The organism is Isoptericola sp. NPDC057191, from assembly GCF_042670225.1.
Taxonomy (GTDB): domain Bacteria; phylum Actinomycetota; class Actinomycetes; order Actinomycetales; family Cellulomonadaceae; genus Isoptericola.
The window spans coordinates 20,514-35,481 of record NZ_JBHUWC010000020.1; the positions used below are offsets into that span (position 1 = coordinate 20,514).

Below are 14,968 nucleotides of genomic sequence, written 5' to 3' on the forward strand. Positions count from 1 at the left end.
CGTGGGTCCCACCAAGCGCGGCCGTGCGGGCACGGTCAAACTACGCGTCGGTCCAGCGTCGGTCCAACCCTGCGCCGCTCATGCCGGCGTCGCGCAGCGGCCGCCGGGGAACCTCGGACCGGCCGAGTGGTGCGCGGGCACGGGACGAGTGAGCGGACGGACGTCCATGTGCGTCAGCACGCCTCCGTGTCGCACACCTGTCGCGCAGGTTGCGCTGGCCTAGCCGACGAGGCGAGAACCGAGCGACGGAGGCGATGGTGGAGGGTCTGCAGCCGCTGAACTGATCGGACGCCGGGCGCGTTCGGGCCGCCTGGGATGGCAGCAGTGAATGCGTCAGCCTCAGCTCGGCCACAGGGGATGTCCCGATCACGTCGTCCTCCCCGACCATGGTCCGCGAGTCGGCTCTGGAGCAGCGTCGTGACCAGCGCCGATGCAGCGCACGCGTGACTCTCAGGCCTTCACACGGCTCCACCAGGGCCCGAGACGACTTCCGCGCCGCAGCGCTGTGGCAGAGCAGGGCTGGAGCGTGCCAGTGCGCGGAGCCGTGCGCAGGAACCGGAGTCCTCGCACCTTCCGCGTCGTCGAGGCGTCGGCACACGTGCCCGTATTGGGCGGACCGGGACCACCGGTCCGGACGAGGTCATTCCGACGCTCCTCCGGTCTCCGGCAACTCTTCCCCGGTCCCGACGGCCCTCCTAGGGCCTCGCTCTCCCCGCCATCCAGGGCGTCGCCGGCGCGCCACCGTCACGGGGCGGCGAGGGTTCACACCCAGCGTGACGTCGGAGCCAAGCTTCGCCGTGCGCAGCCGCCCGTCCTCGGCGCTGGTCTGTGCCTCCCGAGCAGGGCCCCTCCCGACCAGGGCACATGACGCCCCGCCCCCTCTTCACCGACCCGGGCACACCACGACGTTTCACGTGGAACATCGCACGATCATCCGCCTCGACGCGTAGCCGACCGCTGCCCGCACATCCGGTCGGCACCTCCAAGACGACCCCAGGTCTCACACCTCCAACCGACTTCCCTCGCCCGGCTCCGTCTCCCCGCCGGCACCAGCAACCTCGCCGAGGCCGTCCGTGTACCCGACACCCCGGCCAACCCGGACCTATCACTGGCCGGACCGCTACCCCACTCCGCGCTCACCTCTGCGCGGCAAGGGATCCCCCGCCCTATCCCCCGCCCGGCCAGCAACCGCGCCCAGGCCCGCCCGTGTACCCGATACCCCGGCCAACCCGGACCTATCACTGGCCGGTCCCCCCCACTCCGCGCTCGCCTCTGCGCGGCATGGGATCCCCCGCCCAATCCCCCGCCCGGCAGCAACCTCGCCCAGGTCCGCCCGTACTCCCGACACCACGGCCAACCCGGACCTATCACTGGCGGACCGCCACCCCACTCCGCGCTCGCCTCTGCGCGGCAAGGGATCCCCCGCTCAGCTTCCCCCTCCGACACCAGAACCCCGCGCCGTCCCGCGCACCCGATAGCGCGCATCCCCCCGCCCGTTCGCCACCCCGCTCCGCGCTTGCCTCTGCGCTCGGCCGCTTCGTGCCGTGCCGTGCCGTGCCGTGCCGTGCCGTGCCGTGCCGTGCCGTGCCGTGCCACGAACATCTTGACGCGTCACTCTGGGGCGTACCCGGCTTATCCGTCGAGTCCGACACAACGCTGCACCCTTCGGCAGAGCCTCTCCTCCCCCGCGGTCCCCTTGAGGGGCCGCCGAGGCCAGGAGATCCTGACGGTTAACGTCGCTCGACCTGAGCTGGGACTCTCGTTCCACGTGAAACATCGCTGCGACGTTCAGGGTTGGCGAGCAGGCTCAGGTCCCCGTCAGCACCTGCGGCTCATCTGTGCCTAACCCCCATGTGCATATCGCCCGCGCTTCAGCGCCCAGCTACCTGACCAGCTGGCGAGCCACCTCTGCGAGCAGCCTCGTCTTGCGGAGCGAGGCCAGGGTGCGCTCGGTGCGAAGTCGTCGAGGGCTCAAGGCCCGGGTGGGGGCCCTCGTACCCACAGGCGGCGGCCCTGCCCGTCCTCCATGACGCGGCCCTGCCCGTCGTCCACGACGCGGCCCGAGGGGGTGCACCCCGCCTCCGCCAGCCCCACCGTCCGCCCGCGCCGACAGTGGTCTCGGCCTGGACGCTACCCGAGGCCCAGCCCCGGGAGGTTGTACGACCGGCAGTCTTCGAGCGGTCGTGGTGCACGTTTCACGTGGAACATGCCTGCTACACCCAGACCGTGCGCGTACTGCTTCCCGTCAGATCCGCGCGCCTCAGCCTCCGCGGGACTGGCTGACCTCCGCCGACGCTCTGCGAGCCCACCACCGTGCTGACCACGGCGACCTCTCCGCGACTCCCGACCGCGCGTTCACCTGCGTACCGGCGGACCCAACTACTGGTGACGGCTCACGGTGGGGCGAGGGCATGAGACGTGTCTCGGGCAGGCCGACAGAACCTCGCCGCCTACCACCGTCGAGATTTGCCCTGCGCGCGGCCACCGGCGCGGTGCACCAGCGCGCGACAGATGCCACGACGACGACCAAGCACCAGCGGCGTGTCGTGGCCCCCAACGACGCTCCATGCGCCCCCACGCCAGCGGGCACCGCTCCGAAGAGGCGGTGCCCGCTGGTGAGAACTCCGAGGTCAGGAGCGAAGGAGTCCCGGATCCTCGGGTGCCATGACACCGAGGATTCGGTTGAGGTCCTCCACGGACGCGAACTCCACGGTGAGCCGTCCCTTCGTCTTCCCGATGTTGACCTTCACGCGCGTCTCGAAGCGGTCCGCGAGGCGAGTCGCGAGCTCGTCCATCGCCTCGCTGCGCTGCCCCGCCCGCGGAGCACGCCGGGTCGTCTTACCGCCGTCTCCGCTGGTCAGCAGCGTGACGATCTCCTCTGTCGCGCGGACCGAGAGTCCCTCCGACACGATCCGCTGAGCCAGGCGTTCGATCTCGGCACCATCACTCAGAGCCAGCAGGGCGCGTGCGTGCCCTGCCGAGAGGACACCGGCCGCCACCCTGCGCTGAACCAGCGGCGGCAGCTTCAAGAGGCGCAGCGTGTTGGAGATCTGGGGACGCGAGCGAGCGATCCGAGTCGCGAGCTCCTCATGCGTGCAGCCGAAGTCGTCCAGAAGCTGCCGGTACGCCGCCGCCTCCTCGAGCGGATTGAGCGCCGCACGGTGCAAGTTCTCCAACAGCGCGTCGCGCAGCATGTCGCTGTCATCGGTCTCACGGACGATCGCCGGGATGGTCTCCAGACCAGCGACCTGGGACGCCCTCCACCGCCGCTCACCCATGATGAGCTCGTATCGGTCCTGGTCAGAGGCATCGGGCCGCACGACCACGGGCTGGAGAACGCCGATCTCCGAGATCGAAGCAACCAGCTCGTCGAGCTCACCATCGTCGAAGACGGTGCGCGGCTGCCAGGTGTTCGGCCGGATCGACTCCACCGGGATCTCAGCAAAACGGGCGCCAGGCACCGGACGGAGCTCGGTTTCACGTGAAACGGCATCGTGGACCGGCGTATCGGCATCCGTGCCGAGCCCTGCATTCGTGGCTTCGCCGGCGACGGCGGACCTGTCCCCGTCCTCGTCGGGCGCCGGCGCCGGGGAGGACTCAGTCAGGTCGGGAATCTCGATGCTCGTGATCAGTCCCAGCGACAGCGAATCTGCTCCGAGGCCGCCGTCATCCTCGACGGTCGCCCCTGCCGGCATGGCCGAGCGATCGGCCAGCGCACCGCTCGTCTGAGGCCGTTCGTTCTCGGCAACAGGCTCACTCTCCCGCGACTGCTGCTCGTTCCCGGTCCGGATGCTCAGGCGGCCCCCCGCGATAGCGGAGTCCCAGGATGCAGATCGCCGGCTGGTGCGGCCGTTCTCGTCGGAGGCCTCCCCCGACGTGCGCTCCGCGCCCACGCTGGCGAGCTTGCTCGCGTCCGCTGCCATTTCTCGAGGTTCACCAGCAGGGAAGAAGACGTCGACGGGTCGGTCCCCTTCCGGGCCGGACGGGATCAGCGCACCGAGCCCGCGCCCCAGGCCACGCTTCTTCTGACTCATGCTCCAGCCTCCTGAACCATGGGGCCCCACGCTCCCCTGCTCGTCGTCGAAGTATCGTGCCGCCCCCGCCGCTGCGGGGCGCCGGCCGGCCGAGGCCTGGCCATGCGTCGAACGGTCGCCGTCGCGGGCGTCATGGTGCCCGTCACAGAGCTTCTCATCGCGCCTTATCCCAGGTCAGCGCGCTGCGGCGCGCGCTCCGCGAGCTCGCGTGCTGCCTCAAGGTAGGCCAGGGACCCCGTCGAACTGGGGTCGTAGGTCATGACCGTCTGAGCGTGACTCGGAGCCTCGGAGATCCGCACCGACCGAGGCACCGTCGTCCGCAGGGTCTGCTTCGGGAAGTGTTCGCGCACCTCGGCGGCCACCTGCTGGGCCAAGTTGGTTCTGCCGTCGTACATCGTCAAGAGGATCGTCGACACCCGCAGCTCGGGGTTGAGGTGCGCCTTGATGAGCTCGATCGTCTTGAGGAGCTGGCTCAGCCCTTCGAGCGCGTAGTACTCGCACTGGATCGGGATCAACACTTCCCGACCGACGACGAAGGCGTTGACCGTCAGGAGACCAAGGCTCGGCGGGCAGTCGACCAGCACGTAGTCGATCCGCTCCTCACCTCGTGCATCGCGGTCCGCCAGGTAGGCGTCGACCGCGCGGCGGAGGCGTGTTTCACGTGAAACCAGCGAGACGAGCTCGATCTCCGCGCCGGACAGGTCGATCGTGGCCGGAACCCCGTACAACCCTGGCACGGTAGGGCATTCCTGCACCGTGTTCGCGAGCGGCTCGCCCTCGACAAGAACCTCGTAGATCGACGGCGTACCTGCCCGATGCTCGAGGCCGAGGGCCGTCGAGGCGTTGCCTTGCGGGTCGTTGTCGATGACCAGCACCTTGAGGCCGGACTGCGCGAGGCCAGCAGCGAGATTCACCGTGGTGGTCGTCTTCCCGACGCCACCCTTCTGATTGGCCACCGTGATGATGCGCGTCCGGTCGGGACGCGGGAACCGCCTCCCCTGCAGCTCGATGCGTCGGCGGGCGTCGATCGCGAGCTGCGCTGCCAAGGGCGTGGACTCGTCAGCTTCAGGTACGGAGGCCACGAGAGCGGCCCGGTGACCGTCGATCGCCGGGGGGAGGCCACCACCGGCCCAGGACAGCCCGGGCGATGTTTCACGTGAAACGTGCGGATCGCCCGTCACGGTCCCGTCATTGCGCGGGACGTCGTCGACGTGCTCCGTGCTCGTGCTCACGTGCCACTCCTCCGGTTCGCCACAGAGACCTTGCGTCCGGTCGCGGCGCGAGCGTTGCCGCCACGGACCGGGTACTCCGCGCTCACTCTACGGCCTTGCTGCCAGCGGGACGGGTCAAAACTCCGACCTGTGGAGACAGCGGACGAGCGAGACGGTCGGCCGGAACGCACCGGTAGCCCGGGGCGGTCAGGACCTGCGGATACGCAAGATGGTGGTCGTCTCGACGTCGTCGATCGTGCGACCCTCAAGGATCTCCGGCTCGGCGGTCTTGAACGACCGGAGAACCTTGCGGGCGGGGTCGATCTCCCGCTCGACGTTGCGACCCTTCAGGACGACCATTGCCCCGCCGCGGCGCACCAGCGGCAGACTCATTCGAGCCAGCTTGCTCAACGCGGCGACCGCCCGCGACGTCACCACGTCGACCTCGAACGCGTCGTGGTACTCCTCCGCGCGCCCACGCTTGACCTGGACGTTCGCGAGCTGCAGGTCATCGACGACCTCCTGGAGCCACGCCGTCCGACGCTCCATGGGCTCGATCAGGTGGACCTCGACGTCCGGCCGCTGAATGGCCAGGACGACGCCGGGCAGCCCTGCGCCCGAACCGATGTCCGCCACCGACCTCGCATCCTCGAGATAGGGGGTGACGGCGGCGGAGTTGAGGATGTGACGTTCCCACAGACGCGCCACCTCGCGGGGACCGATCAGACCACGCAGCTCGCCCTCTGCCCGCAGGTTCGCTGCGTACCGAGCGACGAGGTCATAGCGATCACCGAAGTAGTCGCGCACCGCACCGCTCCGCCCGAGCTCTTCGTCGCGGGCACCAGCAGCGCTGTTCGTCTCGTCCTCGGTCATCTTCAGCCCTTCTCGTTCTCGTACCTCATGACGAGAGCCCGTCGTTTCACGTGAAACAACGGGCTCTCGCGGCCACACTCAGGACGCGGAGGGTGCGCCCGAGTCGACAGCGGGCTGGACCACGACGTACCGCGCCGGTTCGACACCGCGCGAGTCGCTCACCAGGCCGGCCGCCGCCACGGCGTCGTGCACCACCTTGCGCTCGAACGCGTTCAGCGGGTCGAGCTCGACTTCCTGCCCCGACTCCTGCACCTGCCGGATGGCTTCCTCGGCCAAGGTCGTCAGCTCGGCGCGGCGAGCGGCGCGGAAGCCGCCGATGTCGAGCATCAGCCGGCTGCGCTCGCCCGTGCGAGCCTGCACGGCCAGACGGGTCAGCTCCTGCAGCGCCTCCAGCACCTCGCCGTCCCGTCCCACGAGAGAGGAGAGGTCAACGTCCTCGTCAGCCACGATCTCGACAGCAGCACGGTCGTGCTGGATGTCCAGGTCGATGTCACCGTCGAGATCCGCGATATCGAGGAACTCCTCGAGGTAGTCAGCGGCGATCTCGCCCTCTTCCTCGAGGCGCGCCGTGTTCTCGGGCTCCCGGTCCACCGGAGTGTCCGTCGTCATCGGTGTCGATTCCTCTCGCTGCTCAGCGGCGCTTCTGGCGGTTCTTGCGCTTGGGCTGCACACGCTGGCCGCGAGGCTGCTCGGCCTCCGGCTCCGGTGCTGCCTCGATGGCGCCGTTGGCGGCGGCCTTGCGGGCCTGCTTCTCCTTGAGGAGTCGCTCCGCCTCGGAGCCCGGCGCCGGCATGCGCTTGATCGTGTAGAACTGCTGACCCATCGACCAGAGGTTCGAGATCACCCAGTAGATCAGCACACCGACCGGGAAGTTGATCCCCGAGATCAGGAAGATCACCGGAAGGATGTAAAGCATCATCTTCTGCGTGCTCGCCATCGGGCCCTCGAGCGCGGCCTTCGGCATGTTCTTCATGGTCAGCTGGCGCTGCGTGAAGAACATGGTGGCGCTCATCAGGACGATGAGGCAGATGACCACGACGCGCGCCGTCGTCGAGTCGGTCGTGCGGAAGACGTCGGAGAGCTGTGCGCCGAAGAGCTTGGAGTGCTCGATGTCCGCGGCCACGCGCTGATCGATCGGGCCGATCGTGCGGTAGGACCCGTCAGCGATCGCCGAGAGGTGGTTGAGCACCCGGAACAGCGCGAAGAAGATCGGCGACTGCAGCAGGATCGGCAGGCAGGACGCCATGGGGTTGGTGCCGTGCTTGCGGTACAGCTCCATGGTCTCGCGGCCCATGGCCTCGCGGGACGCCGGGTCCGTCTTGCCCTTGTACTTCTTCTGCACGGCCTGCAGCTCGGGCTGCATCATCTGCATCCCGCGCGAGGCCTTGATCTGCTTGAAGAACAGCGGGATCAGCGCGATACGGATGACGATCGTCAGCGCGACGATCGAGAACACCCACGCCCAGCCCGGACCGTCCTGCATCCCGAGGGTCGTGAACAGGGCATGCGCCCCGTACATGATCCAGGCCACGACCCACTCGATGGGGTAGAGGATGGTATCCATCCCGATTTGTCTCCTCTGTCGGAAAGTCTCTGCGGTCCCCGGCGGCGCGATCCGGGATGGTCAGTGGCGAGGTGCGCCGCGGTGCTCGTGGTCCAGCGCGTCGACGTCGGTGTCGGCGTGCTTGTGACGAGCAGGCGGGACGTCGTCGACGCCGCCGAGGCTCCAGGGGTTGCACCGCAGGATGCGCCACAGGGCGAGACCGGTCCCCCGCAGCGTGCCGTGCGTCCGGACCGCGATGATCGCGTACTGCGAGCACGACGGGTAGTACTTGCAGGTGGGGCCCGTCAGCGGCGAGATCACCGTCTGGTAGACGCGCAGCACACCGATCAGCACGGTCGCCGGGAGGTTCCGCAGCATGTCCCGACCGTGGCCGAGCGTCGAGGCGGTCACGGAGTCCTCCGCACACGGTCGATCGCCCGGTCCAGGCAGCCTGCCAGGTCGCGGTCCAGCTCGGCGTACGTCGCCGCGCTCGATGCGGGGAGAGCCCGCACGACAAGGCACGATCCCGCAGGCAGTGAGGAGAGGTGCCCCGCGGCGGCATGCCGAAGGCGCCGCTTCACCTGGTTGCGGTGCACGGCGTTCCCCACGGCCTTGGATACGACAAGACCGACCTGTGGCGGCTCATCGCTCGTACCGCCGTCCCCCACGGCCCGCGGGCCGTCGTCGGGGTCGACGAGGAGATGGACCACCACGGTCGATCGACCTGCACGCGTGCCGCGGCGCACCGCCCGTTCGAAGTCGACGGAACGGCGCAGTCGGTGCGCCGCGGGCAGCATCCGTCAGGCAGAGAGCTCGGCGCGACCCTTGCGCCGACGGTTCGCCAGGATGGCGCGGCCGGCACGGGTGCGCATGCGCAGCCGGAAGCCGTGGGTCTTGGCACGACGGCGGTTGTTCGGCTGGAAGGTCCGCTTGCTCACGAGGTACTCCAAGAAACGTCGGGGAGGCACACCGTCATTTCCCGACGATGCAGGTCTTGTCGCAGGTCGGCGCACGCGTACGGGACGTGGAGGCGCCGACCGGGCCGATCAAGGACCTGGCAGCCCGGTTGTGGGCGCGCGAAAGGACCTGGAACGGCTGTCCGACGTTACGCCGCCGGGGGGGTTCAGGTCAAACCCGACCGGGGGCGCCCTCCCGTCCCCGGTCGCTACGATATGGAGGACCTCACGCACCTCGGCGCGACGTCGCGCCGCCCGCCCCGGTACGGTCACCCACAGGGTTGTCCACAGGTTCCACAGCATGTGGACAACGCTGTGGACGGAGTCTGGGGGGTGGCAGACTCGCGACTCGCTGCCATTCCAGTAACGACAGAAGGACGACGCCCGTGGCCCAGCCGGACGAGAACATCACGGATGTCTGGGCACACACGCTCGCCACCCTCGAGGCCCGGCCCGACATGTCGGCCCGGCAGCTCGCCTTCATCAAGCTGGCCAAGCCCATGGCGATCCTCGAGGACACGGTGTTCATCGCCGTCCCGCACGAGCAGACCCGCGCCTACCTCGAGACCAGCGTGCGCGACCAGCTCGTCTCCGCGATGGCCTCGACCCTCGGGCGCGACATCCGGTTCGGCATCACGGTCGATCCCGAGCTGAGCAGCGACACGCTCACGGGCCCGTCCCAGGACTACACGGCTCCCCCGGAGCCGGGCGTACCGGACGAGCCCGAGGCCCCGCCGCTGCCGCCGAGCCCCAAGCAGTCGGCCGAGCCGACGCGCCTCAACCCGAAGTACATCTTCGAGACCTTCGTCATCGGGTCGTCCAACCGGTTCGCCCACGCGGCGGCGGTCGCGGTGGCCGAGGCGCCGGCGAAGGCGTACAACCCCCTCTTCATCTACGGCGACTCGGGGCTGGGCAAGACGCACCTGCTCCACGCCATCGGGCACTACGCCCACAACCTCTATCCCCACGTGCGCGTGCGGTACGTGAACTCCGAGGAGTTCACCAACGACTTCATCAACAGCATCGGCGAGGGCCGCGCCGGAGCGTTCCAGCGCCGCTACCGGGACGTCGACGTCCTGCTCATCGACGACATCCAGTTCCTGCAGGGCAAGGAACAGACGATGGAGGAGTTCTTCCACACCTTCAACGCGCTGCACAACGCGGACAAGCAGGTCGTCATCACGTCCGACGTGCCGCCCAAGCAGCTCAACGGCTTCGAGGACCGCCTGCGCTCCCGTTTCGAGTGGGGCCTCATCACGGACGTCCAGCCGCCCGACCTCGAGACGCGGATCGCGATCCTCCGCAAGAAGGCCGCGAGCGAGCGGCTCGACGTCCCCGCGGAGGTGCTCAGCTACATCGGTTCGCGCATCTCGACGAACATCCGGGAGCTCGAAGGTGCGCTGATCCGCGTCACCGCGTTCGCGAACCTCAACCGCCAGCAGGTGGACCTCGCCCTCGCGGAGATCGTCCTCAAGGACCTCATCACCGACGACGACTCGGCAGAGATCACGCCGTCGATGGTGATCGCGCAGACGGCCGCGTACTTCGGCCTCACGATCGACGACCTGTGCGGCTCCTCCCGGTCGCGCGTCCTCGTCACGGCCCGCCAGATCGCCATGTACCTGTGCCGGGAGCTGACGGACCTCTCGTTGCCGAAGATCGGCCAGCAGTTCGGCGGGCGCGACCACACCACCGTGATGCACGCGAACAAGAAGATCGCCGGCCAGATGGCGGAGCGTCGCTCCACCTACAACCAGGTGACCGAGCTCACCAGCCGCATCAAGCAGCAGCACCGCGGCTGACCCTCCAGCCACGATCACGGGCCCGGCCATGCTCTCCACAGGGGCATGGACCGGGCCCGCGGCCGTTCATCCACACCTCCGCCCACAGCCCGGACCGCGCTGTGACGCTGTTGTCGCCCCGCCGTCCCCAGCCCTGTGGAGGGACATCGTGGACAACTCACCAGTTTTGCCCGCCGGGGAGATTCACACCTGTGGACAAAGCTGTGGACGCATGTGGACCGAGACGGTTTTTCCGTGGACGACGACGCCCCGATCGGTGGACGGCTGTGGGTACGGAATCCTCTGCCCACAGGCGCAAGGCGTCGTCCACAGGACTGCCCCCACAGTCTCCACACCCTGATCAAGGCTCTGACCTGCACAAACGCACGTCATCCCCAGAATCCACAACCCCTATGACGATGACGAACGTTTGATCATCAAGGAAATCCACACACCTTCATCAGGCCGGCCGACGCGACCAGGCAGTCCGTGGCCCCGCTGTGCGGATCGAGTGCCGAAGACGCCCCGTCTCGCGTAGGGTTTGGCTCGGACGACGAGGCAGGTCGGATGACGTCGTACAGGCTCGCCACCGGGCCTCGACGACAGCCCTGCGTCCACATCGATCGACGACACCAGTCGGCAACGCGAGGAGTGGGATGAAGTTCCGGGTTGAGCGTGACGTCCTGGCCGAGGCCGTGACATGGACGGCGCGCACTCTCCCCACGCGCCCGCCGGCACCCGTCCTGGCAGGCGTCCGCATCGAGGTCGACACGGCCGGCACCATCTGGCTGTCCAGCTTCGACTACGAGGTCTCCGCGCGCGCCGAGATCCCCGCAGAGGTCTCGGAGCCGGGCACGGTGCTCGTCTCCGGCCGCCTGCTCGCCGAGATCTCCCGTGCGCTGCCCCACAAGCCGGTCGACGTCACGCTCGAGGGCACCAAGGTCGTGCTGACGTGCGGCGCCTCGCGGTTCACCCTCCTGACCATGCCGGTCGAGGACTACCCCACGCTGCCGCAGATGCCGGAGCTGAGCGGCACCGTCACGGGCGACGCCCTGACGCACGCCGTCGCGCAGGTGAGCGTCGCGGCGAGCCGTGACGACACGCTCCCCCTGCTCACGGGCGTGCGGATGGAGATCGAGGGCGAGCGGATCACCCTCATCGCCACCGACCGCTACCGGCTCGCGCTGCGCGAGCTGACCTGGACCCCGGCCACCCCGGGCTACTCCGCCGTCGCGCTCGTGCGCGCCCGGACGCTGACCGACGTCGCGAAGTCGCTCGGCGGGGGCGGCGGGCTCGTCAACGTCGGCCTCTCCACCGGTCAGGGCGTCGACCTCATCGGCTTCGAGGCCGGCGGCCGCCACACCACGTCGCAGCTCGTGGACGGCGACTATCCCCCGGTCCGCCGCCTGTTCCCCGACGCGACGCCGATCCATGCCGTCGTCGCCACCGGGCCGCTCATCGAGGCGGCCAAGCGCGTCTCCCTGGTCGCCGAGCGGAACACCCCGATCCGGTTGTCGTTCACCGACGGCCAGGTCGTGCTCGACGCCGGTCAGGGCGACGACGCGCAGGCGTCCGAGGCGCTCGAGGCGGTGCTCGTCGGCGAGGACATCCAGGTGGCGTTCAATCCGCAGTTCCTGCTCGACGGGCTCGGTGCGCTCGGCACCGACTTCGTCCGGCTCTCGTTCACCCACCCGAACAAGCCGGTGGAGTTCACCGGCCAGGAGTCGCTCGACGGCGAGGACTCGTCGGAGTACCGCTACCTGCTCGTGCCCATCCGGTTCGCCGGCTGACGCACGCGCCCGCCCTCTCGCCCCGCACCCTCCTGGAGGTACCCATGGTCAGCCACATCGGACTCGTCGGTCTGGGCAAGATGGGCAACAACATGCGCGAGCGGCTGCGCCGCGGAGGCATCGAGGTCACGGGGTACGACCCGCGTCCCGAGGTCTCCGACGTGGCGTCGCTCGCCGACCTCGTCGCCGCCCTGCCCGCCGACCGCCGGGTCGTGTGGGTGATGGTGCCGGCGGGAGACCCGACGCGCGGCGTCGTCCAGGAGCTCGGCACGCTGCTGACCGAGGGCGACGTGGTGGTCGAGGGCGGGAACTCCCACTACCCGGAGGACCAGGCCCGGGCCGCCGAGCTCGGGGAGCGCGGCGTCGGCTACGTCGACGTCGGCGTCTCCGGTGGTGTGTGGGGTCTGGAGAACGGCTACGGCCTGATGTGCGGCGGTGACGCCGCGCACGTCGAGGCGCTCATGCCGGTCTTCGACGCGCTCCGCCCCGAGGGGCCCCGCGAGGAGGGCTTCGTGCACGCCGGCGCCGTCGGCGCGGGACACTTCGCGAAGATGGTGCACAACGGCATCGAGTACGGCCTCATGCAGGCCTACGCCGAGGGCTACGAGCTCCTGGCGGCCAAGAAGGACATCGTCACGGACGTGCACGGCACGATGAAGGCGTGGACGCGCGGCACCGTGGTGCGGTCGTGGCTGCTCGACCTGATGGTCAAGGCGCTCGAGGAGGACCCGGCGCTGGCGGCGATCGACGACTGGGTCGACGACTCCGGCGAGGGCCGCTGGACCGTGGACGAGGCGATCGACAACGCCGTGCCGCTGCCCGTGATCTCGGCGGCGCTCTTCGCCCGCTTCGCGTCGCGGCAGGAGGAGTCGCCCGCGATGAAGGCTGTGGCTGCGCTGCGCCAGCAGTTCGGCGGGCACGCGGTCAAGCCGGCGCAGTGACCTCGCCGGTCGCCGGCCGTCGAGAAGGCTGATGTACGTCTCGCACCTGTCCCTCCTGGACTTCCGGTCGTACGCCGCGGCCGAGGTCGAGCTCGAGCCTGGCCCGAACGCCTTCGTGGGCCGCAACGGGCAGGGCAAGACCAACCTGGTCGAGGCGATCGGGTACGTCGCGACGCTGGGCAGTCACCGGGTCGCGAACGACACGCCGCTCATCCGGGCGGGGGCGGAGCGGGCCGTGGTGCGCACGCGGATCGTGCGGGGTGAGCGGGCGTCGACCGTCGAGCTCGAGATCACGGCGGGCAAGGCGAACCGGGCGCGCGTCAACCGTGGCCAGCTCGGGCGGGCGCGGGACGTCCTGGGGATTCTCCGCACCGTGCTCTTCGCGCCGGAGGACCTGGCGCTCGTGAAGGGCGACCCCGACGGCAGACGGCGGTTCCTCGACCAGCTGGTGGTGCAGCTGCTCCCCCGTGCCGCGGGCCCGCTGAGCGACTACGAACGCGTGGTGCGGCAGCGGTCCGCCCTGTTGAAGTCCCTGCGCGGCGTCCGGCGGTCCGGGGCCGGCGGGCCGGTGGACACGAGCACCCTCGAGGTGTGGGACGCGCGCGCCGCCCAGCTCGGCGGGCAGATCCTCGCGATGCGGCTGGCCCTGGTGCAGGCGCTCCGTCCCCAGGTCGCGGCCGCGTACGAGCAGGTCAGTGACGCCGACGGCGACGCAGAGCTCACCTATCGCACGAGCGTGCCGGGCGCTGGAGACGGATCCGGCCCGATCCCTGCGGCAGAGGACCTGGAGAAGGCGATGCTCGCCGCGATGGCGGAGGCGCACCCGCAGGAGCTGGAGCGCGGCGTGAGCCTCGTCGGCCCGCACCGGGACGACCTCGTCCTCACCCTCGGCGGCCTGCCCGCGAAGGGGTACGCGAGCCACGGCGAGTCCTGGTCCTTCGCCCTGGCGCTGCGGCTGGCGTCGTACCGGCTCCTCGGCGGGGGCGAGAATCCCGAGCACGTCCCCGACGGCGCCTTCTGGGACCCGGACCTCGACACGGACGCCGACCCGGTGCTCATCCTCGACGACGTGTTCGCCGAGCTGGACGTGCGCCGCCGTGAGCGGCTCGCCGAGCTCGTCGCCCCGGCGCGCCAGGTGCTCGTGACGGCAGCGGTGCCCGGCGACGTCCCGGACGTCCTTCTGGGCGCCCGGTTCGAGGTCACCCCCGGCGAGGTGCGTCGTGCGGGGTGACGGCGAGGAGGGCGGCGAGGGCAGCGAGGTCGGCCTCCCCGGCGCCACCGACGACCGCCCCGCCCGCCGGGACGCCGACCCTCGACCGGTCATGGACCGCACGGAGCTGACTCCGCCCTCGGCGGTCGCCCGCGAGGCGCTCAACCGCGCCAAGGCGGCGGCGCGCGCCAAGGGGCTGCGCCCCGGTTCGCCGGCACGCCGCTCGCCCCTGGCGGAGCCGCGGCTGTCGGGCCAGGGACCAGGTGCACGCGACCCGCAGCTCCTGTCCGAGGTGGTCGGTCGGCTCATGCGTGACAAGGGCTGGACGGCGGACGTGTCCGTGGGCGGCGTGATCGGTCGGTGGCGAGAGGTCGTGGGCGCCCAGGTGGCCGACCACTGCCAGCCGGAGACGTTCGAGGAGAAGGTGCTCGTGGTGCGGGCGGACTCCACGGCGTGGGCGACGCAGGTGCGCCTGCTCGTCCCCACCCTGCTGCGGCGGCTGGCCGAGGAGGTCGGCGAGGGCGTGGTCGAGCAGGTCACGGTGCTGGGGCCTGCCGGCCCCGGGTTCCGCCGGGGCCGGCGGTCGGTGCGCGGCCCGGGACCGCGGGACACCTTCGGCTGAGCGAGCC

13 protein-coding genes are annotated in these 14,968 nt (G+C 70.0%); 5 read left to right on the top strand and 8 right to left on the bottom strand.

Annotated elements, in window-relative coordinates; all coding sequences use genetic code 11:
- Nucleotides 1-2,630: 2,630 nt before the first annotated feature.
- The 8 genes from ACFT55_RS05200 to rpmH form a co-directional block, all read right to left on the bottom strand.
- A complete protein-coding gene (locus tag ACFT55_RS05200; protein WP_380242244.1) occupies nt 2,631-4,034 on the bottom strand; it encodes a ParB/RepB/Spo0J family partition protein in 1,404 nt (467 codons plus the stop codon).
- A gap of 164 nt (nt 4,035-4,198) precedes the next feature.
- Entirely contained in the window at nt 4,199-5,140 is a 942-nt protein-coding gene (locus tag ACFT55_RS05205; RefSeq protein ID WP_380242268.1) for a ParA family protein, read from the bottom strand.
- A 312-nt stretch (nt 5,141-5,452) separates the two neighbouring features.
- On the bottom strand, nt 5,453-6,118 hold the full coding sequence (rsmG, locus tag ACFT55_RS05210; RefSeq protein WP_380242246.1) for a 16S rRNA (guanine(527)-N(7))-methyltransferase RsmG: 666 nt from the start codon (nt 6,116-6,118) through the stop codon (nt 5,453-5,455).
- Between the two features lie 78 nt (nt 6,119-6,196).
- On the bottom strand, nt 6,197-6,727 hold the full coding sequence (locus ACFT55_RS05215) for a protein jag (RefSeq protein ID WP_380242248.1): 531 nt from the start codon (nt 6,725-6,727) through the stop codon (nt 6,197-6,199).
- A 22-nt stretch (nt 6,728-6,749) separates the two neighbouring features.
- Nucleotides 6,750-7,682 (bottom strand): membrane protein insertase YidC, encoded by a 933-nt coding sequence (gene yidC / locus ACFT55_RS05220; RefSeq protein ID WP_380242250.1) that lies wholly within the window; start codon nt 7,680-7,682, stop codon nt 6,750-6,752.
- A gap of 60 nt (nt 7,683-7,742) precedes the next feature.
- Nucleotides 7,743-8,072: a membrane protein insertion efficiency factor YidD gene (gene yidD / locus ACFT55_RS05225; protein WP_380242253.1), complete on the bottom strand. Its 330-nt coding sequence runs from the start codon at nt 8,070-8,072 to the stop codon at nt 7,743-7,745.
- The gene (gene rnpA / locus ACFT55_RS05230; protein ID WP_380242255.1) at nt 8,069-8,458 is read right to left on the bottom strand and encodes a ribonuclease P protein component; all 390 of its coding nucleotides are present in this window, start codon (nt 8,456-8,458) and stop codon (nt 8,069-8,071) included. Before rnpA ends, yidD begins: the two co-directional genes overlap by 4 nt.
- A 3-nt stretch (nt 8,459-8,461) precedes the next feature.
- Complete coding sequence (gene rpmH / locus ACFT55_RS05235; protein WP_013840089.1) at nt 8,462-8,599, bottom strand: 50S ribosomal protein L34; 138 nt, start codon at nt 8,597-8,599, stop codon at nt 8,462-8,464.
- A gap of 404 nt (nt 8,600-9,003) precedes the next feature.
- On the opposite strand from rpmH, the gene dnaA reads away from it, so the two are divergent.
- The 5 genes from dnaA (at nt 9,004) to ACFT55_RS05260 (ending at nt 14,961) form a co-directional block, all read left to right on the top strand.
- Complete coding sequence (dnaA, locus tag ACFT55_RS05240; protein WP_380242258.1) at nt 9,004-10,419, top strand: chromosomal replication initiator protein DnaA; 1,416 nt, start codon at nt 9,004-9,006, stop codon at nt 10,417-10,419.
- Between the two features lie 635 nt (nt 10,420-11,054).
- On the top strand, nt 11,055-12,188 hold the full coding sequence (dnaN, locus tag ACFT55_RS05245; protein WP_380242260.1) for a DNA polymerase III subunit beta: 1,134 nt from the start codon (nt 11,055-11,057) through the stop codon (nt 12,186-12,188).
- Nucleotides 12,189-12,232: 44 nt separating this feature from the next.
- A complete protein-coding gene (gene gnd, locus ACFT55_RS05250; RefSeq protein WP_380242262.1) occupies nt 12,233-13,129 on the top strand; it encodes a phosphogluconate dehydrogenase (NAD(+)-dependent, decarboxylating) in 897 nt (298 codons plus the stop codon).
- A gap of 31 nt (nt 13,130-13,160) precedes the next feature.
- A complete protein-coding gene (gene recF / locus ACFT55_RS05255; RefSeq protein ID WP_380242264.1) occupies nt 13,161-14,360 on the top strand; it encodes a DNA replication/repair protein RecF in 1,200 nt (399 codons plus the stop codon).
- A gap of 91 nt (nt 14,361-14,451) precedes the next feature.
- On the top strand, nt 14,452-14,961 hold the full coding sequence (locus tag ACFT55_RS05260) for a DUF721 domain-containing protein (RefSeq protein WP_380242270.1): 510 nt from the start codon (nt 14,452-14,454) through the stop codon (nt 14,959-14,961).
- The last annotated feature ends 7 nt before the right edge of the window (nt 14,962-14,968 follow it).